The following is a 25595-nucleotide window of genomic DNA, read 5'->3' on the forward strand; positions in this document are numbered from 1 at the left end:
ATGCGCACCTTCATCCGACGCTCGCTGTGGGACGTCGTCCCACGCGACCAGCGCGACACCCCGGAGGCCTTCCGGCGCCGGCAGGTCGTCGCCGCCATCGTGGTGCTGGTCGGCGCGATCGTGCTGGGCTGGTCGCTGCGCCTCGAGCCGGGCGGCAACACGTTCTACGTCGCCGCGGTCCTGCTCGCGGGCATCTGGGCCGCAGGCGCGTTCCTGTCCGGCCGGCTCCACCTCGGCCGGATCTCCGGCGGCGAGGTCTTCATCAGGCCGATCCTGGCGCCGATCCTGCTGGGCCTGCTGCTCGTCGGGGTCTTCGTCCTCGGCTCGCTGGTGGTGCGCGAGATCGACCCGCTCGCCGACTACGTCAGCTCGGTGCTGGCCTACGCCGACGAGGGCTCGCTGACCGTCCTGGCGGTCATCACGTTCTTCAACGGCATCGCCGAGGAGCTGTTCTTCCGCGGCGCGATGTACGCCGCTATCCCGCGCCACCCCGTGCTGTGGACCACGCTGGCGTACGTCGTCGCGACGCTCGCCACCGGCAACGTCATGCTCGGCTTCGCCGCCATCGTGCTCGGTGTGGTGTGCGGGCTCGAGCGGCGCGCCAGCGGCGGCGTGCTGGCACCGATCCTGACCCACATCACGTGGTCGCTGTCGATGCTCTTCTTGCTGCCGCTGCTCTTCTAGGCCTACTTCTCCGGGCCTACTTCTCCAGGCCCGCCTCGGCCCGCTCGGCCAGCGCGCGGCGTACGGACTCGGCGTAGGTCAGCGGCTCGCCGGGCACGACCTGGCGGATCGAGGTGTCGCGCACGAGCACCTCGGTGGACATCGAGTCGATGAGGTTGCGCCCGGTGGTGACGTCGACGTCGGTGACCAGCGCCAACCACCGCGACGACAGCCCCGGGGTGAGCAGCGGGACGACGACGATCGGGACCTTGCGGCCGTTCATCGCGAGCGCCACTCCCTGCAGCATCTCGCGGTAGGTCAGCTGCTCTGGTCCGCCGATCTCGAAGACCCGGCCGAGCGCCTCCTCCTGGCCGACGACCCCGGAGAGGTAACGGACCACGTCGTCGATGGCGATCGGCTGGGTGCGGGTGCCGACCCACTTGGGCACGACCATCGCCGGCAGGTTCTTCACCAGCTGGCGGGTGAGCTCCCACGAGATGCCGCCGTGGCCGACGACGATGGCAGCGCGCAGCACGGTGACGGGCACGCCGTCGGTGCCGAGCAGTCCCTCGACCTCGCGCCGCGAGCGCAGGTGGGCCGACAGCTCCCCGTCGTCGTCGCCGAGACCGCCCATGTAGACGATCTGGCTGACACCGGCCGCTGCCGCGGCGGCGCTGAAGTTGCGGGCGGCGTCGGCGTCCTTGCGCTCGAAGTCGGGGTCGTCGAGGGAGTGGACGAGGTAGATCGCCACGTCGACACCCTCCAGCGCGGGGCGCAGGGAGTCGGGGTCGGAGACGTCGGCGCCGACCGGCGTGCCCTCGCCGTCGTACGCCTCGGGGCGGCGGGTCATGGCGCGGACGTCGTGGCCGGCCTCGACCAGGGCGGGGACCAGGCGGCGACCGATGAAGCCGGTGGCACCGGTGACGAGAACTGTGGACATGCGACCACTCTCTCAGCCCGGTCCCCACGAGCACGTCATCGTGCCTGTGCGGATGCCTTCCGGCGCGCGTCGAGGCGCGACATCGCCGGCGTCGCGGTGACGCCGTGCAGGACCACCGACACGATGATCGTGAAGGCGACGGTGGACCACAGCCACGGCTCGTCGGGCACGTGCTCGTGCGTCACCGCGTAGCCGAGGTAGAACACCGAGCCCACGCCGCGCACCCCGAAGAAGGCCACCGCCGCGATCTCCCCGCGGTCCAGGCCGCCCTCCTCCTTCTCGTCGCGGGCCAGCACGGCCAGGGCGAGGTAGCCGGCCAGCGGCCGCACGACCAGCACGAGCGCCAGGGCGACGACGACGCCCCGCCAGTCGAGGTGCTCGAGCAGCCCGCGCGTCATCGCCATGCCCAGGACGAGCAGGACCAGCAGCGTCATCAGGCGCTCGAGGCGCTCGACCACGCCGTGCATCGCGCGGTGGTAGGAGTTGCCGCGGTCGGAGGCGCGCAGGCGCATCGCGCAGGCGAAGACCGCCAGGAAGCCGTAGCCGCCGACGAGCTCCGCGGCGCCGTACGACGCCAGCAGCGCGGCGACCGCGAGCAGGGGCTCGCCCGCGTTGGCCAGCCGGAGGTCCTCGTTGCGCACGTGGAACGCCTGGCGGCCCAGCAGCCAGCCGGCCCCGAGGCCCACGGCGAGGCCGATGGCGATCTTGCCGACGAGGTACCACCCGAGCCAGGTCCCGGCCTCGGCGAGGCCGAAGCCGCCGGCGAGGAGCAGGAGCGCCAGGTGCACGAAGGGGAAGGCCAGGCCGTCGTTGAGGCCCGCCTCGGCGGTCAGGGAGAACCGGATGTCGTCGTCCTCCTCCGGGCCGCCGCCGTCGTCAGGCCGGTCGACGTCGTCGGTCAGCGGCTCACCGACCTGCACGTCGGAGGCCAGGACCGGGTCGGTCGGCGCGAGGACCGCCCCCAGCAGGAGCGCGACCGCGGGTGCGAGCCCGGCGACCCACCACCCGAGCAGCATCGTGCCGAGGATCGTCAGGGGCATGGCGACCAGCAGCATCCGCCAGACCGGGGACCAGGTGCGCCACGACCGCCACGACCGCAGCTCGAGCACGCGGTCGATCGCCAGACCCACCCCCATCAGGGAGACCAGGACGGTGAACTCGGCGACGTGGGTGATCAGCTCGCGGTTGTCCTCGGGCTGGAGGCTCACGTCGTCCGCGAGCGGCAGCAGCCCGATGGCCAGGCCGACGCCGACGAGCACCATGGGAGGTGACAGGGCCACACGCCGGGTGGCGTGCGGCAGGACGGTGGCCAGGAGCAGCGACAGTCCGAGGATGAGGTAGACCGCGGCGCCGGTCATCGCTGCGCCGCGCCGGCGGGGGTGGAGGGGTCGGGCACCCCCCAAGCCTCCCAGTGCGCACCCAGTCCGGTCACCCCGTCGGGCGGGGCGGGGCGGTGAGAGGGGTCAGTGCGGACGCTTGCCGTCGTACGCTGCCTGGCTCTCGTCGATCGCCTGCTCGTAGGCCATCACCAGGCCGGCGATCGTCAGCGGCTTGAGCCGGTGGACGAACTCGCGCAGCTCCTCGGCCGTGCCGCCCCGCTCGCGGAACTGCGGCCACACCATCGTGCGCACGATCTCCGACAGCTCCTGGGCGACCTGCCGGCCGTGGGCGGCGTACACCTGCGACACGGCCGCGGCCGCCTCAGGGGAGATGCCCATGCCGGAGAGGCCGGCCGGCACGTCGACGTCGCGGTCGCCGGTGACCGGGGCGAGGAGGGACAGGTGGCGCGCGATGTCGGAGGGGGTGGCGGTGTCGGGGATCTGCTCGACGTACTTCTCGATCGCCGACAGCGTGAAGCCGTGGCCCTGGAGCTCGCGGACCAGCTCGAGACGCGCGACGTGGTCGGGGCCGTAGTAGCCCGAGCGGCCGCGGCGCACGGGGGAGGGGACCAGGCCGCGCGAGGCGTAGAAGCGCACGTTGCGCGCGCTCACCCCGGTGCGCTCGGTCAGCTCGTCCAGCGTCAGCAGCTCGGTGTCCACGCGCCCATCCTCTCCTGCCGACCGCCCCGTCCTGCGTGACCCGGGACACACCTGTTGGACTGTGACAGTAATGGTGTCACAATCGCTGGCATGGCAGAAGCATTCGTCTACGACCACATCCGCACACCTCGCGGCCGCGGCAAGGCCGTCGGTTCGCTCCACGAGGTCAAGCCGGTGGACCTGGTCGTCGGACTCCTCGACGAGCTCAAGACCCGCAACCCCACGCTCGACCCGGCCCGCGTCGACGACGTCGTGCTCGGTGTCGTGACCCCGATCGGCGACCAGGGCGGCGACATCGCCAAGACCGCCGCCCTGAAGGCCGGCTACCCCGAGACCGTCGCCGGCGTGCAGCTGAACCGCTTCTGCGCCTCGGGCCTCGAGGCCGTCAACCAGGCCGCGCAGCGGGTGCGCTCGGGCTTCGAGGACCTCGTCATCGCTGGTGGCGTCGAGTCGATGAGCCGCGTGCCGATGGGCAGCGACGGCGGCGCCTGGGCGATGGACCCCGCCACCGCGCTCCAGACCGGCTTCGTGCCCCAGGGGATCGGCGCCGACCTGATCGCCACCATCGAGGGCTGGAACCGCCAGGACGTCGACGCGTACGCCGCCGAGTCCCACCACCGCGCCGCGAAGGCGTGGGCCAACGGCTACTTCGACGGCGCGGTCGTGCCGGTCAAGGACCTCAGCGGCGTCACCGTGCTCGACCGCGACGAGACCGTGCGCCCCGACACCTCTGTCGAGGGCCTCGCCGGCCTCAAGCCGTCCTTTGCCCAGATCGGCCGCGACGCGGGCTTCGACGACGTGGCGCTCGAGAAGTACCACTGGGTCCCCGCGATCGACCACGTGCACCACGCCGGCAACTCCTCGGGCATCGTCGACGGTGCTGCCGTCATGGCGATCGGCACCGAGGAGATCGGTACGTCGCTCGGCCTGACCCCGCGGGCGCGGATCATCTCCACCGCCGTGTCGGGCGCCGACCCGACGATCATGCTCACCGGCCCGGCTCCCGCTGCCCGCAAGGCGCTCGCGCGTGCCGGCCTCGAGGTCGACGACATCGACCTCTGGGAGATCAACGAGGCGTTCGCCGCCGTCGCGATGCGCTTCATGCGCGACATGGGCATCAGTCACGAGGTCACCAACGTCAACGGCGGCGCCATCGCGATGGGCCACCCCCTCGGCGCCACCGGCGCGATGATCCTCGGCACCCTCGTCGACGAGCTCGCCCGCCGCGACCTCAAGCGCGGCCTCGCCACGCTCTGCGTCGGCGGCGGGATGGGCATCGCCACGATCGTCGAGCTGGTGTGAGCGAGGCACGAGCTCACGCCAGCTGATGGTGGTCGAGTGGCGCCCACGGCTGAGGAACGAAGCCGTGACGGCGCTGTATCGAGACCCGATCAGATGACAAGCAACCCCCGCCGAGAACCAGGTCTCGATGGTCTCGATACAGGCCTCGTTCCTCGGCCCACTCGACCACCGACTCCCCTCCGTACCTACTCGACCAGCGAGTGAGAGAACCCCACATGACGTCCACTGACACCGACATCCAGACCGCGGTCCGCTACGACCGCGACGCCGACGGCATCGTCACCCTGACCCTCGACGACCCGACCGCCAGCGCCAACACCATGAACGAGCTCTACCAGTCGTCGATGGAGGCAGCCGTCCAGCGGCTCCACGACGAGGTCGACGACGTCGCCGGCGTGGTCCTGGCGAGCGCGAAGAAGACCTTCTTCGCCGGCGGCAACCTCAAGAACATGATGAAGGCGACGCCGGACGACGCCGACGAGATCTTCGCGATGGGCGAGGCGGTCAAGTCCAGCCTGCGCCGCCTCGAGACCTTCCCGCGCCCCGTCGTCGCCGCGATCAACGGTGCCGCCCTCGGTGGCGGCCTCGAGATCGCGCTCGCGGCCAACCGCCGCATCGCCGTCGACGACCGCTCGGTGAAGATCGGCCTGCCCGAGTCGACGCTCGGCCTGCTGCCCGGCGGCGGCGGGGTCACCCGCGTCGTACGCATGCTCGGTCTCCAGTCCGCGCTGATGGACGTGCTGATGCCCGGCACCCAGTTCGACCCGCAGGGGGCCCTGGCCAAGGGCCTCGTCGACGAGCTCGTACCGACCCGCGAGGAGCTCGTGCCGGCGGCGAAGGCCTGGGTCCTCGCCCACAAGGACGACGCTGATGCGGCGACGAACCCGTGGGACCGCGCGGGCTACAAGATGCCCGGCGGCACCCCGAAGACCCCCGCGCTGGCGCAGTTCCTGCCGGCCTTCCCGGCGCTGCTGCGCAAGCAGACCAAGGGTGCGATCTACCCCGCGCCGCGCGCGATCATGAGCGCTGCGGTCGAGGGCGCGCAGGTCGACTTCGACACCGCCTCGCGCATCGAGAGCCGCTACTTCACCAACCTGGTGGTCAACCAGCAGGCCAAGAACATGATCCAGGCCTTCTTCTTCGACCTCCAGGCCATCAACTCCGGCTCGCTGCGCCCGCAGGGCATCGAGCGGTGGCAGGCCACCAAGGTCGGCGTCCTCGGCGCCGGGATGATGGGCGCCGGCATCGCCTACTCCTGCGCCCGCGCCGGCATGGAGGTCGTGCTCAAGGACGTCACGCTCGAGGCGGCCGAGAAGGGCAGGGCCTACACCGAGAAGCTCAACGCCAAGGGGATCTCGCGGGGCAAGCTGACCGAGGCGAAGGCCGCCGAGCTGCTCGGTCGGATCACCCCGACCGCCTCGCCCGAGGACCTGGCCGGCTGCGACCTGGTGATCGAGGCCGTCTTCGAGGACCCGACGCTCAAGGCGAAGGTCTTCGCCGAGGTGACGCCGTACGTCGACCCGGACGCGCTGCTGTGCTCCAACACCTCGACGCTGCCGATCACCGAGCTCGCCACGGGCATCGAGCGCCCGGCCGACTTCATCGGCCTGCACTTCTTCAGCCCCGTCGACAAGATGCCACTGGTCGAGATCATCCGCGGCGCGGAGACCTCCGACCTCGCGCTCGCCAAGGCGTACGACGTCGTGCAGCAGATCCGCAAGACGCCGATCGTCGTCAACGACTCGCGGGGCTTCTACACCTCGCGCGTCATCGGCACCCAGATCAACGAGGGCCTCGCGATGCTCGCTGAGGGCGTGCACCCGGTCTCGCTGGAGCGCGCCGCGACGTCGGCCGGCTTCCCCGTCGGGCCGCTGCAGATCAGCGACGAGCTCAACATGGAGCTGATGGCCAAGATCCGCAAGGCGACCGAGGACGCCGCCGAGCGCGAGGGCGTCGACCTCGGCGACTACCCCGCCGGGTCGGTGATCGAGACGATGATCGGCCTCGGCCGGCCGTCGCGGCTCAAGGGCGCGGGCTTCTACGACTACGACGACAACGGACGGCGTACGACGCTGTGGCCCGGGCTGGCCGAGACATTCCCCGTCGCGGAGCAGCAGCCCCCGATCCGCGACGTGCGCGACCGGATGCTCTTCATCGAGGCCATCGAGACCGCGAAGTGCTTCGAGGAGGGCGTCATCACGTCCGCTGCCGCGGCCAACATCGGCTCGATCATGGGCATCGGCTTCCCGGCGCTCACCGGTGGCGCGGCGCAGTTCATGACCGGCTGGCAGGCGCTGGACGAGACCGGCCACGGCGTCGGCCCGATCGGGCTGGACGCCTTCCTGGCCCGCGCCGACGAGCTGGCCGACGCCTACGGCGAGCGCTTCCGTCCGACGGCGTACCTCCGCGACCTGGCGGCGAAGGGCGAGGGCTTCCCCGCCTGAGGCTCGTCGGTTTGGCGCTGTAACGCCGGGTTAAGGGCTGTACCCACCCTGATATATCCGGGTGGGTACAAGCACCAACCCGGCGTTACAGCGGCCGCCGGCTCTGGCAAAGCACCCGCACGGAGGCCGCCGGTCGGGGAGGATGGGTCGGTGACCCAGCCCCCCGCGGTCGTCGTGCGCGACCTCCACGTCCGCTTCGGTGACGTCGAGGCCGTCTCGGGTGTCGACCTCACCGCCGACAGCGGTCGCGCGACCGCCCTGCTCGGTCGCAACGGCGCCGGCAAGTCGACGACGATGAAGGTCCTTGCCGGGGTCGTGCCGCCCACCTCCGGCGTGGTCACGGTCGCCGGCCGCGACGCCGCCACCGACGCCCTCGGCGTGAAGCGCGTCGTGGGCTACTGCCCCGACGTCGGCGGCCTCGTGCCGCGCGCGACTCCCTGGGAGCACCTGCAGCTCAGCGCCCGGCTGCGCCGGATGGACGCGTGGGAGGAGCGCGGACGCGACCTGCTGGAGCGCTTCGAGCTCGGCGACGTCGCCCACCGCGTCGTCGGCGGGTTCAGCCACGGCATGAGCCGCCGGCTCAGCGTCGTCCTGGCGGCGCTGCACGAGCCCTCCGTCCTGCTGCTGGACGAGCCGTTCGACGGCGTCGACCCCCTCGGCGTCGAGGCGACCCTCGAGGTCGTCGCCGATGCCCGGGCCCGTGGCGCCTGCGTCCTGCTCTCCACCCACCTGCGCGACCTCGCCCTCGAGGCCTGCGGTGACGCCGTCGTGCTCCGCGGCGGCAACCGCGTCGCCGCGATGGAGGCGGCCGACCTCACCGGCGAGGCCTACCGTGCGCTCCTCGACTGAGGCCCCCCGCGACGGCTGGGCCGACGCCGCCCGCGACACCGCGCACCTCGTCGGCTTCCGCGCCCGGACCGTACGCCGACCCGGTGCCGCCGCGTTCGGCGCGATCGTCGGCCTCGGCCTGACCGTCGTCTTCGCGCTCGCGCCGGCCGCCTTCGACACGGCCGCCCTCGACCAGCCCGCCCTGACCCGCGCCGTCGACACCCTGCGCGACAACCTCGGCGGGGCGTTCATCGGCGTCCTGCTGCTGGCCGTCAGCTCCTCGATGAGCAGCGGCGGCGGTCGCGAGCTGCTCTCGCGCAGCGAGGCCGCGATCCACCCCGTCAGTCCCGTGACCGAGCACCTCGGCGCGCTGCTGCTCGCGCCGCTCAACCTCGCCTGGCTGGTCCAGATGTGGGCCCTCCTCGCCGTCACCGCCCTCGTCACGCCGCCCGACCGGCTGCTCGGCGCGCAGGTGGTCGTGCTGGCGTGGGTGCTGGCTGCCACCGCGCTCGGTCAGGCGCTCGGCTGGGCGGCGGAGGGCGTACGGCGTACGCCCCACGGCGTCGTCACCGTCCGGGTCGTCTCCGGCGCAATCGTCGTTGCGCTCGCCGGCCTCCACCTGGCCGGCGCGCTCGGGCCGCTCGTCCGTGCGCTGCCGACGACCTGGATCGCCGAGACCGCGCAGACCTCGTCCTGGCCGCTGGTCGTCGTGGTGCTGCTGGGCATCTTCGCCGCCGCCGTCGCCCTCGGCGCCCGGCCCGCCGCGTGGGCCCTCGGGCTGCCGCCGCGCGAGGAGCTGCGCGTCCAGTCCGGAGTGCACGAGGCGCGGCACGCCCCCGAGCCGCGCTGGGGCTCGCCCGAGCGGGCGCTGCTGCGCCGCCTCGACCGGGGCTCGGTGTGGCGCTCGGTCGGCATGCGCCGGGGGCTCATCGTGCTGGGCATCGGTCCCGGCCTGGTCGCGCTCGTCGCCGGGCTGCAGTGGAGCTCGGTGATGCTCCTGCCCGGCCTCACCGCCAGCGGCGCCGCGCTGCTCTTCGGCGTCAACGCCTGGTGCCTCGACGGCAAGGGGATGGTCTGGCGCGAGACCCTGCCGGTCGGCGCGCACGACGTGTTCGACGTACGCGCCCTCGTCGTCCTCGAGTGCATGGCCGCGGTGTCCGCGACGACCGTCGTGATGGCGCTGCTGCGCAACGGCCCGCCACCGCTGGTGGTCGGGGTCAGCGTCGCGGCGTGCTGGCTCGTCGTGCTCGTGCAGGTGCTGGCGATCGTCATGTCGTGGTCGGTCCGCTCGCCCTACTCCGCCGACCTCTCCTCGCCCCGCGCGACGCCCGCGCCGCACGCCGCGATGGCCGGTTACGCGGGGAAGCTCTCCCTCGTCACCACCCTCACCGGGATGGTCTTCACCACCGTCTCCACCGGCCCGTGGGCATGGCTGCCGGCCGTGCTCGCGCTGCCCTTCCTCGCCTGGTCGACGGTGCGGCTGCTCCGCGCCCGGCGGCGCTGGCTCGCTCCGGACGAGCGGGCGCGGGTGGTGCTGACGGTCGCTGCGGTCTGAGCGGCCGAATTGCAGGAGTCACCGCTCAACCGGTGACTCCCGCGCGGACCGGCGGTTGCAACGGCCCGATCGCGCAGGACTTCCCCCACCTGCTGCCGTCCGTGGTTGGCGCGAGGCAAGAAAAAGTCAGGCTTGATTGTTTGTTTGTACGACGGCAGGCTGGCCCCGTGACCTCCCAGGCCCAGACGACCCGCGTCCCGCAGGCGGACCGGACGCGTGCGATGCGGGCGCGGTTGCTGGAGGCGACGGTGGAGCTGCTGGTCGAGCGCGGCTTCACCGGCACCTCGACCACGCTCGTCTCCGAGCGGGCAGGGGTGAGCCGCGGGGCGCAGCTCCACCACTTCCCGACGAAGAACGACCTCGTCGTCGCCGCCGTCGAGCACCTCACCGAGCTGCGCGGCGCCGAGCTGGCCGACGCCGTGGCGCAGCTGCCGACCGGCAAGCGGCGTACGCGCGCGGTCGTGGAGATGCTCGGCGACCACTTCGCCTCACCGGTCTTCACCGCGGCGCTCGAGCTGTGGGTCGCAGCCCGCACCGACGAGGCCCTCCTCGCGGCGGTCTCCCCGCTGGAGCAGCGCGTGGGTCGCGAGACCCACAGACTGACCGTCACCGCCCTCGGCGCCGACGAGTCGCGCCCCGGCGTGCGCGAGCTGGTGCAGGCCACCCTCGACCTGGTCCGCGGGCTGGGCCTGGCCGCCACGATCACCGACGACTCCGCCCGCCGACGCCGCATCCTCCGGGAGTGGGCCGACGTGCTCGACAAGGAGCTGGCCCCATGACCACTCCCGGGATGAACATCCACTCGCACGAGTGGAAGTTCAGGGCCCACGCCCCTTCGCCACGCTCAACCCGGCATGAAGATCCACTCGCTCGAGTGGAAATGCACCGGGCCGACCGCAGGAGCCACCGATGACCGACGTGCTGACCCAGGTGCTCGACGACCTCGCCGCGGAGGGCGACCGGCTCGAGGCGCTCGTCGCCGACCTCGACGCGGACGGCTGGCGCACGCCGACCCCCGCGCCCGGCTGGGACGTCGCGACGCAGGTCGCCCACCTCGGCTGGACCGACGAGGTCGCGGTCAAGGCCGCGACCGACAAGGACGCGTGGGACGCGGTCGTGCTCGGGGCGATCGCCGACCCGGAGGGGTACGTCGACGCCCAGGCGCTGCTGCTCGCCCAGGACGACGACCTGCTCGGCCGCTGGCGCCGCGCCCGCGCCGACCTCCGCGCCGCGCTGGTCGCGATGCCGAGGGGCGAGAAGATGCCGTGGTTCGGCCCGCCGATGTCGGCCACGTCGATGGCCACCGCGCGCCTGATGGAGACGTGGGCGCACAGCCTCGACGTGCACGAGGGCCTGGGCGTGGACGTCGAGGACACCGACCGGATCCGCCACGTCGCCCACCTCGGCGTACGCACCCGCAACTTCGCCCACTCCGTCCACGGTCTCGACGCCCCGGCCGAGGAGTTCCGCATCGACCTCGTCGCGCCGTCGGGCGAGGTCTGGAGCTGGGGGCCGGAGGACGCGTCGCAGACCGTGACCGGCAGTGCGGGCGACTTCTGCCGCCTCGTCACCCAGCGCGTCCACCGCGCCGACACCGACCTCGTCGCCACCGGTGCCGACGCCGATCGCTGGCTCGACATCGCCCAGGCCTTCGCCGGCCAGCCGGGCGAGGGACGAGCGCCCCGATGAGCGAGGGTCTCGTGACAGGACTTCGTCCTTCCTCGACCAGCGGAAGCGTGAGGATCGGCAACTGCTCCGGCTTCTACGGCGACCGCCTCGGCGCGATGCGCGAGATGCTCGAGGGAGGCGAGCTCGACGTCCTCACCGGCGACTACCTCGCCGAGCTCACGATGCTCATCCTCGGCAGGGACCAGCTCAAGGACCCGACCCTGGGCTACGCCCGCACCTTCGTCCGTCAGCTCGAGGACTGCCTCGGACTGGCCCTGGAGAAGAAGGTGAAGATCGTCGCCAACGCCGGCGGGCTCAACCCCGCCGGCCTCGCCGACAAGGTCCGCGAGGTCGCCCGTGGGCTCGGGCTCGACCCGCAGGTCGCCCACGTGGAGGGCGACGACGTACGCCACCTCGCCTTCGAGAACGCCCTCACCGCCAACGCCTACCTCGGCGGCTTCGGCATTGCCGCGGCACTGACCGCCGGCGCCGACGTCGTGGTCACCGGCCGCGTCACCGACGCCTCGCTCGTCGTCGGCCCGGCGGTCGCGCACCACGGCTGGACGCAGGAGTCGTACGACGAGCTGGCGGGCGCGGTCGTCGCCGGTCACGTCATCGAGTGCGGCACCCAGGCGACGGGCGGCAACTTCAGCGGCTTCCTGACCCTGCCCGACCGGCAGCGGCCGCTCGGGTTCCCGGTCGCCGAGGTCGCCGCTGACGGCTCGAGCGTCATCACCAAGCACGCCGGCACCGGCGGCGCGGTCACCCTCGACACCGTCACCGCGCAGCTCGTCTACGAGATCCAGTCCACCCGCTACCTCGGCCCCGACGTCACCGTCCATCTCGACTCGGTCCGGCTCGACCAGCAGTCCGAGGACCGCGTCGCGATCAGCGGCGTCGTCGGCGAGTCGCCGCCCGAGCGGCTGAAGGTCTGCGTCAACGAGCTCGGCGGCTGGCGCAACAGCCTCGAGCTCGTGCTCACCGGCCTCGACGTCGAGGCCAAGGCGGCGTGGGTGAAGGACCAGCTCGCGCCTCGCCTGACCGCGGCCGAGGTCACCTGGTCCGACGTACGCGTCCCGCCGGTCGACGCCGACACCGAGGAGTCGGCCTCGACCCTGCTGCGGTGCACCGTCAAGGACCCCTCGCCCGACCCGGTCGGCCGCGCCTTCACCTCCGCCGCGGTCGAGCTCGCGCTCGGCTCCTACCCCGGCTTCACCATGACGGCCCCGCCCGCCGCAGCCACCCCCTACGGCGTCTACCGGGCGGCGTACGTCGACCGCGCCGACGTCACGCACACCGTCGTCCACGCCGACGGTCGCCGCGAGGTGGTCGGCGACCCGACATCCTCCACGCCCGCGCAGGAGGCGCCCGGCGCCCGCCCGTCGCCCTACCCCGCCCGCACCGACTCGCTGACCCGCCGCCTCCCGCTCGGCACCTTCGTCCACGCCCGCTCGGGCGACAAGGGCGGTGACGCCAACATCGGCCTCTGGGTCGCGCACGACGAGGCCGACACCCCGACGTACGACGCCCGCGTGCAGTGGCTGTTCAAGGTGATGTCGCCGCGTGGCATCGGCACCCTGCTGCCCGAGGCCGCCGACCTCGACGTCGACGTGTGGCTGCTGCCGCACCTCGGCGCGGTCAACCTCGTCGTCCACGGCCTCCTCGGCCAGGGCGTCGCCGCCTCGACCCGCTTCGACCCGCAGGCCAAGGGCCTCGGCGAGTGGCTGCGCTCGCGGCTCGTCTCGATCGAGGAGAGCCTCGTATGAGCGGTTTCGAGGCTCGCTCCGCTCGCACCTCAACCAGCGAGGTGGCGGCGCTGCGTGCGACCGCCGCCGAGTTCGTACGTCGTGAGGTGGCACCGCACCTCCAGGACTGGGAGGACGTGGGCGAGATCCCGCGCACGCTGCACCGCACGGCCGGCGAGCTGGGGCTGATCGGCGTCGGCTTCGCCGAGGAGGTCGGCGGCAGCGGCGGCGACCTGCTCGACTCGGTCGCGATGCAGGAGGCGATGTTCGACGCCGGTGCGTCCAGCGGCCTGATGGCCGGTCTCTTCACCGCCGGGATCGCGCTGCCGCACATCGCGGCCAGCGGCAACGCCGACCTCGTCGACCGGTTCGTATGCCCCACGCTGGCCGGCGACCTCATCGGCTCGCTCGCGATCACCGAGCCCGGCGGCGGCTCCGACGTCGCGCGGATCACCACCCGCGCCGAGCGGGTCGGTGACCACTACGTCGTCAACGGCGCCAAGACCTTCATCACCTCGGGCGTGCGGGCCGACTTCGTCACTGCCGCCGTCCGGACCGGTGGCCCCGGCCACGGCGGGATCTCGCTGCTCGTCATCGAGAAGGGGACGCCCGGCTTCACCGTCGACCGTGCGCTGCGCAAGATGGGTTGGCACTGCTCCGACACCGCGGAGCTGTCCTTCGTCGACGTACGCGTCCCGGCGGCCAATCTCGTCGGCGACGAGGGTGCCGGGTTCGGGCAGATCGCCGAGCAGTTCGTCGTGGAGCGGATCGCGCTGGCGGTGCACGGCTACGGCATCGCGGCGCGCTCGCTCGACCTCGCCGCGGCGTACGCCCGTGAGCGGACGACGTTCGGCCGTCCGCTGGTCGACAACCAGACCGTCCAGCACACGCTGGTCGAGATGCGCCGCCAGGTCGAGGTCGCGCGCGCCTACACGCACGCCGTCGCCGCACGCCACGTCGCAGGCGAGTTCGTCGTCGCCGAGGCGTGCCTGGCCAAGCAGACGGCGGTCGACTGCGCGTCGTACGTCTGCGACCGGGCCGTCCAGGTGTTCGGCGGCTCCGGATACATGCACGGGACCGAGGTCGAGCGGCACTACCGCGACGCCCGGATCCTGCCGATCGGGGGCGGCGCCGACGAGGTGCTGCGCGACCTGACGGCCAAGCTGATGGGTTATGCGTCATGACCACGACAGAGAAGGACTCCCGATGATCAAGCTGCCGTCCCTGGGTGACGAGGTCTCCGTCTGGATGGACGCCCCGCCCGCTGAGGTCTGGGACCTCGTCAGCGACGTGACCAGGATCGGGGAGTTCAGCCCCGAGACGTTCGAGGCCAAGTGGACCCGTGGGTCCACCGGTCCCGAGGTGGGGGCCTACTTCGCCGGTCACGTGAAGCGCAACGGCGTGGGCCCGACGTACTGGTCGCCGTGCCGCGTCACCGCCTGCGAGCCCGAGGAGGTCTTCGAGTTCTCCGTCGGCACCGACGCGGTGACGGTCAACAACTGGGGCTACCGGCTCGAGCCGAAGGACGGCGGGACGCTGGTCACCGAGTACTTCCGGATGGAGCCGTCGCTCTTCACGCGCGTCTACTGGACCCTCCTCGGCGCGCTGCGCGGACGCACCAACCGCAAGGGGATGCGTACGACGCTGGAGCGGATGAAGGCGGTGGTCGAGGCATGACCGCCCTCGGTGGTCGAGTAGCCGACGAGGGACGAGGAGGCGTATCGAGACCCGGCAACCGCGAGGCTATGGTCGAGAAGCTCGCCGACCTCGACGCCCAGCACGCGGTGGCTGTCGCGGGCGGCGGGGAGAAGTACGTCGACCGCCACCACGCGCGCGGCAAGCTGACCGCCCGCGAGCGGATCGAGCTGCTCCTCGACCCGGGGTCGGCCTTCCTCGAGCTCTCGCCGCTGGCCGCGTGGGGGTCCGACTTCACCGTCGGCGCCTCGGTGGTCACCGGCATCGGCGTGGTGGAGGGCGTGGAGTGCATGATCAGCGCCAACGACCCCACCGTGAAGGGCGGCGCCAGCAACCCCTGGACGGTGAAGAAGATCTTCCGCGCCTCGCAGATCGCCGAGGAGAACGACCTCCCGACGATCTCGCTCGTCGAGTCGGGCGGTGCGGACCTGCCGACGCAGAAGGAGATCTTCATCCCCGGCGGCAAGCTCTTCCGGGACCTCACGCGGGCCTCGGCGCGACGCCAGCCCACGATCGCGCTCGTCTTCGGCAACTCCACCGCGGGTGGGGCGTACGTCCCCGGCATGAGCGACTACACCGTCTTCGTGCGCGGCGGGGCCAAGGTGTTCCTCGGCGGCCCGCCCCTGGTGAAGATGGCCACGGGCGAGGAGTCCGACGACGAGTCGCTGGGCGGTGCGGAGATGCACGCCCGCGTGTCGGGGCTCGCCGACTACCTCGCCGAGGACGAGCACGACGCGATCCGGATCGGGCGGCGGATCGTGGCCCGGCTCAACCGCCGCTCCTCTCGCTGGTCGAGTAGGGCGAGGAACGAGCCCGTATCGAGACCCACTGATGGCCGAGGTCTCGATACGCGGCCTCTCGTCCCTCACGGCCGCTACTCGACCACCGAAGGTTGGGCCGAGCCCGACGCCGACCCCGAGGGCCTCCTCGACCTCATCCCGACCGACCTCAAGGAGCCGTTCGACCCCCGCGAGGTCATCGTGCGGATCGTCGACGGCACGAGCGAGCACAACGGCCGGCCCTTCGACGAGTTCAAGCCGCTCTACGGCACCTCGCTCGTCACCGGCTGGGCCGAGCTGCACGGCCGGCCGATCGGCATCCTGGCCAACGCCCAGGGGGTGCTGTTCTCCGAGGAGGCGCAGAAGGCGACGCAGTTCATCCAGCTCGCCAACTCCTCGCACACCCCGCTGCTGTTCCTGCACAACACGACCGGCTACATGGTCGGCAAGGACTACGAGCAGGGCGGGATCATCAAGCACGGCGCGATGATGATCAACGCGGTCTCCAACTCCACCGTGCCGCACCTCAGCGTGATCATGGGCGCGTCCTACGGCGCCGGCAACTACGGGATGAACGGCCGCGCCTTCGACCCGCGCTTCCTCTTCACCTGGCCCAGCGCGAAGTCCGCCGTCATGGGCCCGGCCCAGCTCGCCGGCGTCCTCGAGATCGTCGCCCAGCAGTCCGCCGAGTCCAAGGGCGAGGTCTTCGACGCCGAGGGCTTCAAGGGCGTCAAGGACTACGTCGAGGCCTCGGTCGAGGAGCAGTCCCTGCCCTACTTCCTGTCCGGGATGCTCTACGACGACGGCGTCATCGACCCCCGCGACACCCGCACGGTGCTCGCGATCTGCCTCAGCGTCATCGCCAACGCGCCGATCCGGGGCGCCGACCGATTCGGGGTGTTCCGCCCGTGACCACGCTCATCAGGCTCCTCGCCGTCGCCAACCGCGGCGAGATCGCCAGCCGCGTCTTCACCACCTGCCGTCGGCTCGGCATCGAGAGCCAGGCGCTCTTCTCCGACGCGGACGCCGGGCTTCCCTACGTCGACGACGCCGACATCGCGACCCGTCTCCCCGGGCGTACGCCTGCTGAGACCTACCTCGACGCCGACCGGGTGATCAACGCGATCCGGGCTGCCGGTGGCCAGTCGGTCCACCCGGGCTACGGCTTCCTGTCCGAGAACGCCGACTTCGCGCGCGCGGTGCAGGACGCGGGGCTGGTCTGGATCGGCCCGCCCCCCGACGCCATCGAGGCGATGGGCTCCAAGACCCGCGCCAAGGACCTGATGCGTGATGCGGGCGTGCCGGTCCTCGAGGCCCCCGAGGCCCCGACGGAGACGGACCTGCCGCTGCTGGTGAAGGCGAGCGCGGGCGGTGGCGGGCGCGGCATGCGCGTGGTCCGCTCGCTCGACCGGCTGGACGCCGAGCTCGAGGCGGCGCGCGCCGAGGCGCTGAGCGCCTTCGGCGACGGGTCGGTCTTCGTGGAGCCGTACGTCGAGACCGGGCGCCACGTCGAGGTCCAGATCCTCTTCGACACGCACGGAAACGGCATCGCCCTCGGCGACCGCGACTGCTCGCTGCAGCGCCGCCACCAGAAGGTGCTGGAGGAGGCGCCGGCACCGGGGCTCCCCGACGGCGTACGCCGGGCGATGCACGAGGCGGCCGTCGCTGCCGGCCGCGCGGTCGGCTACGCCAGCGCCGGGACGGTCGAGTTCCTCTACGACCCCGCGAGCGAGCGCTTCTGGTTCCTCGAGATGAACACCCGCCTCCAGGTCGAGCACCCCGTGACCGAGTGCGTCACCGGGGTCGACCTCGTGGCTGCCCAGATCGGGATCGCCGAGGGCCGCACGCTGCACGAGGTGCTCGGCTTCGACGAGTCCCCCGAGCCGCGCGGCCACGCCGTCGAGGTCCGGCTCTACGCCGAGACGCCCGACGCCGCGGCGACCCCGCAGAGCGGCCGGTTCAGCCGGCTCGACATCCCGCACGACACGGCGTTCACGCTGCTGGGCGACTTCGGCGTGCGCGTCGACGCGGGGTACGCCGACGGCAGCGAGGTGTCGACCCACTACGACGCGATGCTCGCCAAGGTCATCGTCTGGGCGCCCGACCGCGGGCAGGCGCTGCGGTCCCTGCGCCACGTCCTGCGGCGCGCCCGGCTGCACGGTCCGGTGACCAACCGCGAGCTCCTCGAGGCGCTGGCGGACGACCCCGAGGTGCTCGCGGGACGCATGACCACCACGCTCCTCGAGCAGCGGCTCGGCGAGCGCGGGGCGTACGAGCCGGCCGGACCGGGCGACACCGAGCTCGGTCCGTTCGTCGCCGCCGTCGCCCTCGCCGCGCGGGACGCGGAGCGGCGTACGGTCCAGGCCCGTGTGCCGGTCGGGTGGCGCAACGTCGTCAGCCAGCCGCAGCGCACCTTCTTCGACGTGCCCGGGCGCGACGAACCGGTCGCGGCGGAGTGGTACGCCGGACGCGACGGCATCCGGCACCCGAGCGAGCAGTGGCGGGTGCTGGAGGCGTCGCCCGAGCGCGTGGTGCTCGACACCGGCGGGCACCGGATGGTCTTCGAGGTGCGCCTCGAGGAGTCGGGCGAGGTGTTCCTCGACAACGACAGCACCATCCGGCAGCGCCTGCGGGTGCGTCCCCGCTTCACCGACCCGGCCGACGCGGTGGCGAGCGGATCCCTGCTCGCGCCGATGCCCGGCACGGTCGTGAAGGTCGTCGCCGAGGTCGGCGCGGCCGTCTCCGCGGGCGACGCCGTCCTCGTCCTGGAGGCCATGAAGATGCAGCACACGGTCACCGCGCCGCACGACGGCACGGTCACCGAGATCAACGTCGAGCCCGGCGCGCAGGTCGCGTCCGGGGAGGTCCTGGCAGTCGTGGCCACCGAACAACCCGAGGAGCATGCATGAGCAACTTCACCGAGACCGAGGAGCGCCAGGAGCTGCGGCGCCAGGTGTCCAAGCTCGCCAAGGGCTACGGCCGCGACTGGTTCGTCGAGCGGGCCCGCTCCGGCGAGAAGACCACCGAGCTGTGGATGGAGATCGCCAAGGCGGGCTACCTCGGGGTCAACATCCCCGAGGAGTACGGCGGCGGGGGCGGCGGCATCGGCGACGTGGCCGCGGTCTGCGAGGAGCTCGCAGCGCAGGGCTGCCCGCTGCTGATGATGGTCGTCAGCCCGGCGATCTGCGGGACGGTCATCGCGCGCTACGGCACGGAGGAGCAGAAGCAGCGCTGGCTGCCCGGCATCTGCGACGGCACCGCCACCATGGCCTTCGCGATCACCGAGCCCGACGCCGGCACCAACTCCCACAACATCACCACCACCGCCCGCCGCGACGGCGACGAGTGGGTGCTCAAGGGCCAGAAGATCTACATCTCCGGCGTCGACGAGGCCGAGAACGTCCTCGTCGTCGCCCGCGCCGAGGACGAGCGGACCGGCAAGCTCAAGCCGTGCCTGTTCGTGGTGCCGACCGACTCCGCGGGCTTCGAGTTCACCGCGATCCCGATGGAGATCGTCAGCCCGGAGAAGCAGTTCCAGGTCTTCATCGACGACGTCCGCCTCCCTGCCGATGCGCTCGTCGGCGACGAGGACGGCGGCCTGGTGCAGCTCTTCGCCGGCCTCAACCCCGAGCGGATCATGGCGGCCTCCTTCTCGACGGGGCTGGCGCGCCACGCCCTGGAGAAGGCGTCGGCGTACGCGAAGGAGCGCACGGTCTTCAAGGCCCCGATCGGCTCGCACCAGGCGATCGCCCACCCGCTCGCGACGGCCCACATCGAGAACGAGCTGGCCCGGCTGATGACGCAGAAGGCGTCCGCGCTCGTCGACGCCGGTGACGACATGGCAGCCGGCGAGGCGGCCAACATGGCGAAGTACGCCGCTGCCGAGGCGGCCGTGCACGCCGTCGACGCGGCGGTGCAGACCCACGGCGGCAACGGCATCACGCAGGAGTACGGCATGGCCGGGCTGCTCGTCGCCGCGCGCGCGGGCCGGATCGCGCCGGTGAGCCGGGAGATGATCCTGAACTTCGTCGCGATGCACTCGCTGGGGCTGCCGAAGTCCTACTGAGCCCGGCTGAGCCCTGCCGGGCCCTGCCTTGCGTCATACGAACCCGCACCTATGAGTGCGGGTTCGTATGACGCCGCGGTGGCAGGATCCGTGGTGTGAGCTCTCGGGGGTGGTGGCTGCTGCTCGGCGCCGGCGTCGCGCTGATGGCTGCGGCGAGCATGTGGGCGCCAGCGCAGCCCGAGCTGGTCTCCGGTGGCGCCTGCAACGTGGCCCCCTGCGGGACCCTCGAGGATCCCGAGCGCTGGCGGGCCGCCTGGTGGCTCTGGCTCGCCGGAGCTGCTCTGGCGCTGCCTGCCGCGACACTCGGCGTACGCCCCTCGCGGACGCCCCGGTGGCCGGGGCTGCTGGCCGGGGTCGTCGTGGTGTCGGCGCTGCTGGTCGCCGTCGTCGTCGCCGCCGTGATCGTCTCGCTCGTCACGTCGGTGCAGGGCGCGGCGACGCTGGCGGTGGTGTGCGTGCTCCTGCCGACGGTCGCGGTCCTGGCGAGCTGGGTCAAGGGCTCGAGGTCGGACCTGCGTCATACGAACCAGCACCCATGACTGCGCGTTCGTATGACGCAGAACAGGGGCACCACGGCCGAGCGCGCTGTCCGACCCCGGTGGCAGGCTGTCCCCGTGGCCCTCGCTGACCGACCCCTGGTGCCCGAGGAGTGGGTGCTGCGCATCGACGCGGTGCTCGGGGCGCTGCCGCGGTGCGCTCAGGAGGCGGCGTGGACCGGCACGCGCTGGCGGGTCGGGAGCGCGACAGTGGCACACGTCTTCGGCGGCGAGGACCAGGTCTTCCGGATCACCTTCCGCGGCGAGCCGGACGAGGTGGCTGCGTTCGAGCACATGGGCCACCCCTACTTCCGGTCCGGGTGGGGCGGCAACGTGATCGGGATGGTCCTCGACGACGGGGCCGGGATCGACTGGGACGAGCTCGCCGAGCTGCTCACCGACTCCTACTGCCTCCAGGCGCCGACCCACCTCGCCGCCCAGGTCGAGCGCCCCGTCGACTGAGCACGGCACGCGCGTTGCCGGGTCCGCGGCAGGATGGGGGCCATGACCGCGACGCGCCAGGGCCGCCTCGTCGGGCTCGACGTCGCCCGGTGCCTCGCCCTCCTCGGCATGGTCGCCACCCACGTGCTGGACGCCCGCACCCCCGACGGCGAGCTCGCGACCGCGCAGTGGCTGGCCGGGGGCCGCGCCTCCGCGCTCTTCGCCGTGCTCGCCGGGGTGAGCCTCGCGCTCATGACGCGCAAGCCGCTGCGGGGGCGCCCGCGAGCCCTGCGCTCGCTCGGCATCCTCGGCCGCGCGGTGCTCGTCGCGCTTCTGGGCCTGGCGCTCGGCGGCCTCGACAGCGGCCTCGCGGTGATCCTCACCTACTACGGCGTGCTGTTCGTCCTCGGCATCCCGTTCACCTACCTCCGACTGCGGACGCTGATGCCGCTCACGGTCGCGTGGGTGGTCCTGGCCCCCGTGGTCTCGCACCTCGTCCGCCCGCACCTTCCCGAGCGCGGCTACGACAACCCGACGTTCGCTCAGCTGGCCGATCCGGGACAGCTGGCCAGCGAGCTGCTCCTCACCGGCTACTACCCGGTCGTGCCGTGGCTGGCCTACCTCCTCGCCGGCCTCGCCCTCGGCCGCCTCGACCTGCGCGACACCCGCCTGCTCGGCGCGCTCGCCCTCGGCGGCCTCGGCACCGCGGTGCTCGCCACCCGCATCTCGCGCGCCCTCGTCGACCCGGCGATCGCGTCCGAGAACGAGGGCGGCATGTTCGGCGTCACCCCGCCCGACGGCGACTGGTCGTGGCTGCTGGTCGTCGCCCCGCACTCCGCCACACCGTTCGACCTGGCCCAGACCATCGGCAGCGCCGTGCTCGTGATCGCCGCCTGCCTGCTGCTCGAGCGCCTCCTGCCCCGCGCCGCGACGGCCGTGCTGGGCGTCGTCCTCGGCGCGGGCGCCGCGACGCTCACCCTCTACAGCCTGCACGTCGTGATGCGTACGCCCCGGGTGTGGCCGGAGGACGCGGGGCCCTCGGCGTACGCCGCCCACGTCGCCGTGCTGCTCACCCTCGGTGCCGCCCTCCGGATCGCGGGTCGGCGCGGACCGCTGGAGACGGTGGCCGGGCTGCCGGTCCGCCTGGCTCAGCGCAGCGGCACGAAGCGGTAGCGCCCGTGCTCGCCCACCACGGCGCCCGGGTTGGTGACGCGCAGCATCGTGCCCGCCACCGGGATCACCAGCACCCCGTCGTCGGTGAGCTGCTCGACGAGATCCTGGGGCAGCTCGTCGGGCTCGGCCGAGACCAGGATGCGGTCGTACGCCGCCCCGCCGGGGTCGCCCAGCACGCCGGGCGTCGCGCGCCGGATGCTCGCCCACGGCCGGTCGGTGGCCGCGAGGTTGGCCGTCCCGAAGGCGACCAGCTCCGGCTCGAGCTCCACCCCGAGCACCGACCCGGTCGGGCCGACGAGGTGCGCGAGCAGCGCCGTCGTCCAGCCCGACCCCGCCCCGACGTCCAGCACCCGCTGCCCGGGGCGTACGTCGAGCAGGCGGAGCATGGCGTCGACCGTGCGGGGCTGCGAGCTGGTCTGTCCCGCCGCGATCGCCAGCGGACCGTCGTACGCCGCCCGGTGCCGAACCCCGCGGGGGAGGAAGTCCCTCCGCGGGGTGGCGTCGAAGGCTGCGTCGACCGGGTCCACCCGGCCAGTCCACCACCGGTCGCGCGTCAGAGCCAGTGGTTGTCGTGCTCGCGCATGAAGCGGGCGTAGGCGTCCTCGTCGAAGCCCCCGATGCCGGCCGCGAGTCCCTCGAAGTAGGCCTCGCGTGGAGCACCCGGGGCGAAGTGGAGCAGCATCTTCGCCGGGCCGTCGGAGTTGCGGAAGCCGTGGATCCCGCCCGCCGGCACGTGAGCGAAGTCGCCGGCGCGGGTCTTCACCCAGTCCGTGCCGTCGAAGATCGTGACTGTCCCCTCGAGGACGTAGAACGACTCGGTGATCGTGCGGTGGAAGTGCGCACGCGGCCCGCTCTCGGGACCGGCGAACTCCCAGCGGTAGAGGCCGAACGTGCCCTGCGTCTCGGTGCCCCGCGCGAGGTAGAACACCTTGTTGCCGTTGGGGTAGGCCACGGCCGGCTCGAGGTCGGCCCGCACGACGTGCGCCGACACCTCCCCGGAGTCGCCGTCGTAGAGCGGCGGTGGGTAGCTCATGCGCCGGCCGGCTGGTTGATCCGGACGTGGTTGCCGAACGGGTCCCGGATGCCGAAGTCCGTGCCGTAGGGCTGCTCGACCGGCTTGGAGGTGATCTCGACGCCGGCGTCTCGGAGCGCGGCGTACGTCGCGTGCACGTCGGAGCTGAGCAGGAACACCCCGCCGAGCGCGCCCTTGGTGACCAGGTCGCGCACCTGGGCCGACGTGGCCTCGTCGTGCTGCGGGCCGCCGACGAGCTCGAGCAGCAGCGAGGTGTCCTGCCCGGGGACGCCGACGGTGAGCCAGCGCATGAAGCCCAGGTCGATGTCGTCGCGGACCTCGAAGCCGAGGTGGGAGGTGTAGAAGTCGAGCGCCTCGTCCTGGTCGAGGACCGGCACGCTGCGGATGTGGAGGGAGGTGATGTGGTTGTCGGTGGTCATGACGAGGACGCTAGTCAGCGCGGGGCCTGGCGCGCTTCTCCGAAACGACTGTCCCCGAGGTGCGCGGCCGTGTCCACGCCGCGATGAAGCACGACGGCACGGCCACCGGCGCGTGCCGGGCGCGGAACTCGCTCGGCGAGCAGCCCACGATCGTGCTGAAGGTGCGACTGAAGGTGCCCAGGCTCGCGAAGCCGACGTCCCAGGCGACGTCGGTGACCGGCCGGTCGGTCTGGCGCAGCAGCGTCATCGCGCGCTCGACGCGGCGGCGCTGGAGGTAGCGGTGGGGCGTCTCGCCGTAGACGTCCTTGAACACCCGGCCGAACTGCGACGGGGACAGGTGCGCGATCGCGGCGAGGGTGGGCACGTCGAGGGGCTCGGCGTAGCGGCGGTCCATCTCGTCGCGCGCCCGCAGCACGCGACGGTTGGTGTCCTCCTGTGCGGAGAGCTCGTACGCCCGGCTCACCCCGCCAACCTAGACGGTCCCGGGGACACCGACGGACCCCCGAAGACCGAGCAGCGGCACGGCCCTCGGGGCCGTGCCGCTGCGGTGCGTTTCGGGACCTGCCGCTTCCTGGGGGGATCCGTGCCTCGGCGGGAGCTCGTGACACGGGTGCGACGTCGGCCCCGCGGAACGCGGCCGCTCCGGTTCAGAGAACCGAAGATCTGGTGGAAGGGGTGCCTGTCAGCCGCCGCCTCCGTTGCCGTTGCCCTGGCCGTTGCCGTTGCCGTTGCCGTTGCCGTTGCCCTGGCCGTTGTCCGGCGTGGGCTGCTCGGTCGGCGTCGGCGTCGGCTGCGCGGTGGGCGTGGGCTTGTCCGTGGGAGTCGGCTTCTCGGTCGGCTTCCCCGTGGGGCTCGGCTTGTCGGTCGGCTTGTTGGTCGGGGTGGGCTTGTCGGTCGGCTTCCCGGTGGGCTTCCCCGTCGGGCTCGGCTTCTCGGTCGGCTTGCTGGTCGGCTTCGACTCCCCGACGAGCGCGACGCAGAAGGCGGCGACCTGGTCCGCCCCTCCTGCTGCCTCGGACAGTGTGCGGAAGGCGGCGCTGTCGAGGGACTTCCCGGCCCCGGCGGCCGCCTGGTAGGCCCGGCACAGTCCGGTGAGGTTCGGGGTGGGCGTGGAGGAAGACGTGCTCGTCGGCGTCCCGGTCGAGCCGGTCTCCGACGGGTCGACCGACGAGGAGCCGTTGCCGGACGCGGTGGCGGACCCGGAGCCCGAGGAGCCGCGCGTCCCGCCGGGGCCGGACGACGGGCCGGTGCCGTCGGTCGTGGCCCCGCTCGTGCCGGTCGTGGTCGCGCGCCCCGGCGCGGAGCTGACGGCCTCGGAGGCGCGGTCGGAGGCCCGGTCGGGCAGCAGCGGCAGCGACATGTGGGCGGTGTTGGCGAGCGCGAGCCCGCCGGTGGTGAGGGCGACGACCGCGCCGGTGGCGACGACCGCACGCGTGGCGGCGCGGCTGCGCTGGCGGGCCGGGGACGCGACAGGGGCCGGGTTCAGTCGAGCGCGGTGGAAGGCCGCGACCGTGGCGTCCTCGCGGCGGAGCTCGGCGGCCCGGGCGGGAGCACTCGCAGCCGTCAGCGCCGCACCGAGGGCGCTGCTGTCCGCCGCGGGGTCGTCGAGCAGGCGCTCGGCGTCGCGTCGGGACAGGGGGTCGCGGGTGGTCATCTCACTCCGTTCAGCGTCATGGGCGGGCGTGGTGTTACGGGTTCTCGGAGAGTTTCTTGGCCAGCTGCTTCAACCCGCGGTGCGAGGCCGCCCGCACCGCGCCCGGCCGCTTGCCGAGGATGCGGGCGGCGGTCGGGGCGTCGAAGCCCAGCACGGTGCGGAGCATGATGGCCTCCGCCTGGTCCTTGGGCAGTGAGGCGATCAGCCGCAGCGCCTCCTCGGACTGGACCCTGCCCAGGGTGTCGCCCTCGACGTCGGCGGGGTCGTGCAGGTCGACGAGGTCGTCGACCGACTCGTCGCTGGAGGGCCGGCGGTTGCTCCGCCTCAGGTGGTCGATGGCGCGGTTGCGCCCGATCGTGGTGACCCACCCGCGGAACCCGTCGGCGTCACCGCTGAAGGTGTGGAGGTCGCGGAAGGCCTGGGCCCATGCGTCGCTGGCCACGTCCTCGGCGTCCCCCACACCGACCAGCACCGTCAGGTAGCGCAGCAGCGGCGGCTGCACCTCGCGGTAGATCTGGCGGAAGGCCGCCTCGTCGCCGGCGAGCATGCGCTCGACAGCGGCATCGAGGGGATCAGGATCGGCCACGGCGCGATTGTCTCCCGAGCGGCTCGGCG

At 72.6% G+C, this 25595-nt stretch carries 25 protein-coding genes; 16 read left to right on the forward strand and 9 right to left on the reverse strand.

Features of this window, described 5'->3' with window-relative positions; translation table 11 throughout:
* Complete coding sequence (locus IRX98_RS09270) at window positions 1-684, forward strand: CPBP family intramembrane glutamic endopeptidase (protein ID WP_224276076.1); 684 nt, start codon at window positions 1-3, stop codon at window positions 682-684.
* Window positions 685-700: 16 nt separating this feature from the next.
* On the opposite strand, the gene IRX98_RS09275 is transcribed toward IRX98_RS09270, so the two are convergent.
* From IRX98_RS09275 to IRX98_RS09285, 3 genes are all read right to left on the reverse strand, one after another.
* The gene (locus tag IRX98_RS09275) at window positions 701-1603 is read right to left on the reverse strand and encodes an NAD(P)H-binding protein (RefSeq protein WP_224276077.1); all 903 of its coding nucleotides are present in this window, start codon (window positions 1601-1603) and stop codon (window positions 701-703) included.
* Window positions 1604-1638: 35 nt separating this feature from the next.
* On the reverse strand, window positions 1639-2961 hold the full coding sequence (locus IRX98_RS09280) for a cation:proton antiporter (protein ID WP_224276078.1): 1323 nt from the start codon (window positions 2959-2961) through the stop codon (window positions 1639-1641).
* Window positions 2962-3066: 105 nt separating this feature from the next.
* A complete protein-coding gene (locus IRX98_RS09285) occupies window positions 3067-3642 on the reverse strand; it encodes a helix-turn-helix domain-containing protein (protein WP_224276079.1) in 576 nt (191 codons plus the stop codon).
* 90 nt (window positions 3643-3732) lie between these two features.
* On the opposite strand from IRX98_RS09285, the gene IRX98_RS09290 reads away from it, so the two are divergent.
* From IRX98_RS09290 to IRX98_RS09360, 15 genes are all read left to right on the forward strand, one after another.
* On the forward strand, window positions 3733-4944 hold the full coding sequence (locus tag IRX98_RS09290; protein WP_224276080.1) for an acetyl-CoA C-acetyltransferase: 1212 nt from the start codon (window positions 3733-3735) through the stop codon (window positions 4942-4944).
* Between the two features lie 215 nt (window positions 4945-5159).
* Window positions 5160-7388, forward strand: a complete 2229-nt coding sequence (locus IRX98_RS09295; protein WP_224276081.1) for a 3-hydroxyacyl-CoA dehydrogenase NAD-binding domain-containing protein — start codon at window positions 5160-5162, stop codon at window positions 7386-7388.
* A 150-nt stretch (window positions 7389-7538) separates the two neighbouring features.
* The gene (locus IRX98_RS09300; RefSeq protein ID WP_207083156.1) at window positions 7539-8237 is read left to right on the forward strand and encodes an ABC transporter ATP-binding protein; all 699 of its coding nucleotides are present in this window, start codon (window positions 7539-7541) and stop codon (window positions 8235-8237) included.
* Window positions 8221-9771, forward strand: a complete 1551-nt coding sequence (locus IRX98_RS09305; RefSeq protein WP_224276082.1) for a hypothetical protein — start codon at window positions 8221-8223, stop codon at window positions 9769-9771. The genes IRX98_RS09300 and IRX98_RS09305 overlap by 17 nt, the downstream gene beginning before the upstream one ends.
* Before the next feature lie 167 nt (window positions 9772-9938).
* Window positions 9939-10550 carry a TetR/AcrR family transcriptional regulator gene (locus tag IRX98_RS09310; protein ID WP_308044549.1) on the forward strand — a complete coding sequence of 204 codons (612 nt, stop codon included), beginning with the start codon at window positions 9939-9941 and terminating at the stop codon, window positions 10548-10550.
* Window positions 10551-10680: 130 nt separating this feature from the next.
* Window positions 10681-11460: a TIGR03084 family metal-binding protein gene (locus IRX98_RS09315; RefSeq protein ID WP_224276083.1), complete on the forward strand. Its 780-nt coding sequence runs from the start codon at window positions 10681-10683 to the stop codon at window positions 11458-11460.
* A gap of 47 nt (window positions 11461-11507) precedes the next feature.
* On the forward strand, window positions 11508-13205 hold the full coding sequence (locus IRX98_RS09320) for an acyclic terpene utilization AtuA family protein (RefSeq protein ID WP_224276084.1): 1698 nt from the start codon (window positions 11508-11510) through the stop codon (window positions 13203-13205).
* The gene (locus IRX98_RS09325) at window positions 13202-14368 is read left to right on the forward strand and encodes an acyl-CoA dehydrogenase family protein (protein WP_224276085.1); all 1167 of its coding nucleotides are present in this window, start codon (window positions 13202-13204) and stop codon (window positions 14366-14368) included. The genes IRX98_RS09320 and IRX98_RS09325 overlap by 4 nt, the downstream gene beginning before the upstream one ends.
* 22 nt (window positions 14369-14390) lie before the next feature.
* A complete protein-coding gene (locus IRX98_RS09330) occupies window positions 14391-14861 on the forward strand; it encodes an SRPBCC family protein (RefSeq protein ID WP_224276086.1) in 471 nt (156 codons plus the stop codon).
* The gene (locus tag IRX98_RS09335; protein WP_224276087.1) at window positions 14858-16570 is read left to right on the forward strand and encodes an acyl-CoA carboxylase subunit beta; all 1713 of its coding nucleotides are present in this window, start codon (window positions 14858-14860) and stop codon (window positions 16568-16570) included. The genes IRX98_RS09330 and IRX98_RS09335 overlap by 4 nt, the downstream gene beginning before the upstream one ends.
* Window positions 16567-18567 carry an acetyl/propionyl/methylcrotonyl-CoA carboxylase subunit alpha gene (locus IRX98_RS09340; protein WP_224276088.1) on the forward strand — a complete coding sequence of 667 codons (2001 nt, stop codon included), beginning with the start codon at window positions 16567-16569 and terminating at the stop codon, window positions 18565-18567. Before IRX98_RS09335 ends, IRX98_RS09340 begins: the two co-directional genes overlap by 4 nt.
* Window positions 18564-19724 carry an acyl-CoA dehydrogenase family protein gene (locus tag IRX98_RS09345; RefSeq protein ID WP_224276089.1) on the forward strand — a complete coding sequence of 387 codons (1161 nt, stop codon included), beginning with the start codon at window positions 18564-18566 and terminating at the stop codon, window positions 19722-19724. The genes IRX98_RS09340 and IRX98_RS09345 overlap by 4 nt, the downstream gene beginning before the upstream one ends.
* A gap of 95 nt (window positions 19725-19819) precedes the next feature.
* Window positions 19820-20263, forward strand: a complete 444-nt coding sequence (locus tag IRX98_RS09350) for a hypothetical protein (protein ID WP_224276090.1) — start codon at window positions 19820-19822, stop codon at window positions 20261-20263.
* Window positions 20264-20338: 75 nt separating this feature from the next.
* Window positions 20339-20722 (forward strand): MmcQ/YjbR family DNA-binding protein, encoded by a 384-nt coding sequence (locus IRX98_RS09355; protein ID WP_224276091.1) that lies wholly within the window; start codon window positions 20339-20341, stop codon window positions 20720-20722.
* A 42-nt stretch (window positions 20723-20764) separates the two neighbouring features.
* A complete protein-coding gene (locus tag IRX98_RS09360) occupies window positions 20765-21874 on the forward strand; it encodes a heparan-alpha-glucosaminide N-acetyltransferase domain-containing protein (RefSeq protein WP_224276092.1) in 1110 nt (369 codons plus the stop codon).
* Here the strand turns inward: IRX98_RS09360 and IRX98_RS09365 are convergent.
* From IRX98_RS09365 to IRX98_RS09390, 6 genes are all read right to left on the reverse strand, one after another.
* On the reverse strand, window positions 21850-22401 hold the full coding sequence (locus IRX98_RS09365) for a protein-L-isoaspartate O-methyltransferase family protein (RefSeq protein ID WP_224276093.1): 552 nt from the start codon (window positions 22399-22401) through the stop codon (window positions 21850-21852). The two genes, IRX98_RS09360 and IRX98_RS09365, sit on opposite strands and share 25 nt — an antisense overlap.
* 26 nt (window positions 22402-22427) lie before the next feature.
* The gene (locus IRX98_RS09370) at window positions 22428-22907 is read right to left on the reverse strand and encodes a cupin domain-containing protein (RefSeq protein WP_224276094.1); all 480 of its coding nucleotides are present in this window, start codon (window positions 22905-22907) and stop codon (window positions 22428-22430) included.
* Entirely contained in the window at window positions 22904-23326 is a 423-nt protein-coding gene (locus tag IRX98_RS09375) for a VOC family protein (protein ID WP_224276095.1), read from the reverse strand. The genes IRX98_RS09370 and IRX98_RS09375 overlap by 4 nt, the downstream gene beginning before the upstream one ends.
* A 10-nt stretch (window positions 23327-23336) precedes the next feature.
* Window positions 23337-23789 carry a helix-turn-helix domain-containing protein gene (locus IRX98_RS09380; RefSeq protein ID WP_224276096.1) on the reverse strand — a complete coding sequence of 151 codons (453 nt, stop codon included), beginning with the start codon at window positions 23787-23789 and terminating at the stop codon, window positions 23337-23339.
* A 219-nt stretch (window positions 23790-24008) separates the two neighbouring features.
* Window positions 24009-24980: a hypothetical protein gene (locus IRX98_RS23040; RefSeq protein ID WP_268928842.1), complete on the reverse strand. Its 972-nt coding sequence runs from the start codon at window positions 24978-24980 to the stop codon at window positions 24009-24011.
* A gap of 34 nt (window positions 24981-25014) precedes the next feature.
* Window positions 25015-25566 carry an RNA polymerase sigma factor gene (locus tag IRX98_RS09390; protein WP_224276098.1) on the reverse strand — a complete coding sequence of 184 codons (552 nt, stop codon included), beginning with the start codon at window positions 25564-25566 and terminating at the stop codon, window positions 25015-25017.
* Window positions 25567-25595 lie beyond the last annotated feature (29 nt).

Origin of the sequence: Nocardioides lacusdianchii, from assembly GCF_020102855.1 — a bacterium.
GTDB classification, from domain to species: domain Bacteria; phylum Actinomycetota; class Actinomycetes; order Propionibacteriales; family Nocardioidaceae; genus Nocardioides; species Nocardioides lacusdianchii.

Excerpts from the sequence above, each read along its gene's own strand:
- IRX98_RS09315 (WP_224276083.1), top strand. The coding sequence starts at position 10,681 with ATGACCGACGTGCTGACCCAGGTGCTCGACGACCTCGCCGCGGAGGGC.
- IRX98_RS09290 (WP_224276080.1), top strand. The coding sequence starts at position 3,733 with ATGGCAGAAGCATTCGTCTACGACCACATCCGCACACCTCGCGGCCGC.
- IRX98_RS09375 (WP_224276095.1), bottom strand. The coding sequence starts at position 23,326 with ATGACCACCGACAACCACATCACCTCCCTCCACATCCGCAGCGTGCCG.
- IRX98_RS09295 (WP_224276081.1), top strand. The coding sequence starts at position 5,160 with ATGACGTCCACTGACACCGACATCCAGACCGCGGTCCGCTACGACCGC.
- IRX98_RS09270 (WP_224276076.1), top strand. The coding sequence starts at position 1 with ATGCGCACCTTCATCCGACGCTCGCTGTGGGACGTCGTCCCACGCGAC.
- IRX98_RS09335 (WP_224276087.1), top strand. The coding sequence starts at position 14,858 with ATGACCGCCCTCGGTGGTCGAGTAGCCGACGAGGGACGAGGAGGCGTA.
- IRX98_RS09370 (WP_224276094.1), bottom strand. The coding sequence starts at position 22,907 with ATGAGCTACCCACCGCCGCTCTACGACGGCGACTCCGGGGAGGTGTCG.
- IRX98_RS09360 (WP_224276092.1), top strand. The coding sequence starts at position 20,765 with ATGACCGCGACGCGCCAGGGCCGCCTCGTCGGGCTCGACGTCGCCCGG.
- IRX98_RS09325 (WP_224276085.1), top strand. The coding sequence starts at position 13,202 with ATGAGCGGTTTCGAGGCTCGCTCCGCTCGCACCTCAACCAGCGAGGTG.
- IRX98_RS09330 (WP_224276086.1), top strand. The coding sequence starts at position 14,391 with ATGATCAAGCTGCCGTCCCTGGGTGACGAGGTCTCCGTCTGGATGGAC.
- IRX98_RS23040 (WP_268928842.1), bottom strand. The coding sequence starts at position 24,980 with ATGACCACCCGCGACCCCCTGTCCCGACGCGACGCCGAGCGCCTGCTC.
- IRX98_RS09280 (WP_224276078.1), bottom strand. The coding sequence starts at position 2,961 with ATGACCGGCGCCGCGGTCTACCTCATCCTCGGACTGTCGCTGCTCCTG.
- IRX98_RS09345 (WP_224276089.1), top strand. The coding sequence starts at position 18,564 with ATGAGCAACTTCACCGAGACCGAGGAGCGCCAGGAGCTGCGGCGCCAG.
- IRX98_RS09275 (WP_224276077.1), bottom strand. The coding sequence starts at position 1,603 with ATGTCCACAGTTCTCGTCACCGGTGCCACCGGCTTCATCGGTCGCCGC.